This window comes from Plesiomonas sp. (assembly GCF_051650925.1).
In the GTDB taxonomy this organism is placed as follows: domain Bacteria; phylum Pseudomonadota; class Gammaproteobacteria; order Enterobacterales; family CAMTGL01; genus Plesiomonas.
Window position 1 is genome coordinate 1 of the sequence record NZ_JBOFRH010000460.1, and the last position, 2,037, is coordinate 2,037.

Genomic DNA, 2,037 nt, shown 5'->3' on the forward strand with positions numbered 1-2,037 from the left:
TGGATAATGCGGGCAATAAGCAGACGTTGAAAATCGGCTATATCGGTTTTGTGCCGCCACAGATTTTGATTTGGGATAAAGCTAATCTCGACGGTAAAGTCACGGTAAAAGACATTAAGCAAACTGCCGAAGAACTCGTGCCAAAAATGCGTGCTGAAGGCGCAGATTTGGTCATTGCTATACCACATTCAGGTGTATCGTCAGACCCGTATAAAGCGATGGCCGAAAACTCTGTTTATTATCTCTCTGAGGTAAAGGGCATTGATGCGATTATGTTTGGTCACTCGCACGGTATTTTCCCAAGTAAAGAGTTTGCAGCACTGCCCGGAGTGAACCTTGAAAAAGGCACGCTAAACGGTGTGGCAGCCGTGATGCCGGGCCAGTGGGGTGATCATCTGGGTGTGGTGGATTTTGTGCTCAACAATGATAGCGGTAAATGGCAGGTTGCTGATTCCTCTGCACATGCGCGCCCCATTTTTGATAAGGCTGCTAACAAGCCGCTGGTTGAGGCTGATCCCAAACTGACGGCGGCGTTGAAAGCAGATCATGCTGGTACACGCGAGTTTGTTAGCCAGCCAATTGGTAAAGCTTCAGACAATATGTACAGCTTTTTGGCGCTGATCCAAGATGATCCGACAGTACAGATTGTCAATAATGCACAAAAAGCGTATGCCGAGCACTTTATTCAGGGCGATCCGGATTTAGACGGTATTCCGGTGCTCTCTGCTGCCGCGCCATTTAAAGTGGGGGGCCGGAAAAATGACCCAACCAGTTATGTTGAGGTGGAAAAAGGTCAGTTGACCTTCCGCAATGCCGCTGATCTGTATTTGTACCCCAATACGCTGGTGGCGGTAAAACTCAATGGTGCACAGCTTAAAGATTGGCTGGAGTGCTCTGCCGGTCAGTTTAACCAGATTGATGTGAACAGCAGTGCGCCGCAATCACTGATTAACTGGGATGGTTTCCGTACCTATAATTTTGATGTTATTGACGGTGTGAAGTATCAGATTGATGTGACAAAACCGGCACGTTTTGACGGTGAATGTCAGCTCATTAACCCCACTTCTGAGCGTATTCAGGGGCTGAGCTTTAACGGTAAACCGGTTGATCCTAAAGCTGCATTTATTGTTGTTACTAATAACTACCGTGCTTACGGTGAGAAATTTGCCGGTACGGGCAGCCAGTTTATTGCGTTTGCTTCACCGGATGAAAATCGTCAAGTGTTGGCCTCTTACATCACTCAACAGAGCAAGAAACAGGGGCAAGTTGTACCGACAGCGGATAACAACTGGCGATTAGCCCCGATTAACAGCAAAACACCACTCGATATTCGGATGGAAACCTCACCGTCAGAGAAGGCGACACAGTTTATTAATGAGCATGCGCAATATCCGATGGCACAGGTAGGAAAAGATGACAACGGCTTTGCCGTATACCGTGTTGATCTCGCGCCACAGGCTGCAAAAGCAAAACAGTAGACCGCTTGAAAAATAATCAGCGTGGGTAGGAGTGGGTATAGTACGGCGGGTGAGTTCTAGCTGTCGTGCTATTTTCCTTCTAGATACAAAAGCTTAAACAAAAAAGGCCTTTCAGATATCGAAAGGCCTTTTATTTTGTCTATCAGATTCGTTTCAGGTTGCTGGCATTACCGTCATCATGACGGTAAGTGTTGCTGCCACAATGGTTATTGTGACTGCACAAACCCTGCCGCAGTACGGACAAAAATTACCGGCTTTCCGCCAGCTAACGCATCAATTTGCAAGGCATCAACGTCACCCTGCGCATTGGTTTTTACCCGTACGGTTTGGCCGGCTTTGACATTACTGAGCGGCTTATCAGCAGCCTGTGCGCGTGTCATCGCCATCAGATCGGGCAGCGGTAAGTTACCAGAGCGAAAGACCTGCGCCAAAGTGACACCTTTACCAACCTGATAACTTTTCCAGCCAGTGCTGTTGCTTGTAGCAGCCGGTGGCGGTGTCGTTTTTACTACCTCTTTTTTGGCGGCTTCTTTAACTGGTGGTTTGGTTACTGGCGCTG

At 48.0% G+C, this 2,037-nt stretch carries 2 protein-coding genes; one reads left to right on the top strand and one right to left on the bottom strand.

The features are described from left to right. Nucleotides 1–1,478 (top strand): bifunctional 2',3'-cyclic-nucleotide 2'-phosphodiesterase/3'-nucleotidase (locus ACRC27_RS11100; protein WP_438639888.1); only part of this gene is annotated, 1,478 nt, incomplete at its 5' end. 206 nt (nucleotides 1,479–1,684) lie between these two features. On the opposite strand, the gene ACRC27_RS11105 is transcribed toward ACRC27_RS11100, so the two are convergent. Next, nucleotides 1,685–2,037: LysM-like peptidoglycan-binding domain-containing protein (locus ACRC27_RS11105; protein ID WP_438639889.1), on the bottom strand; the 353-nt coding region annotated here is incomplete at its 5' end.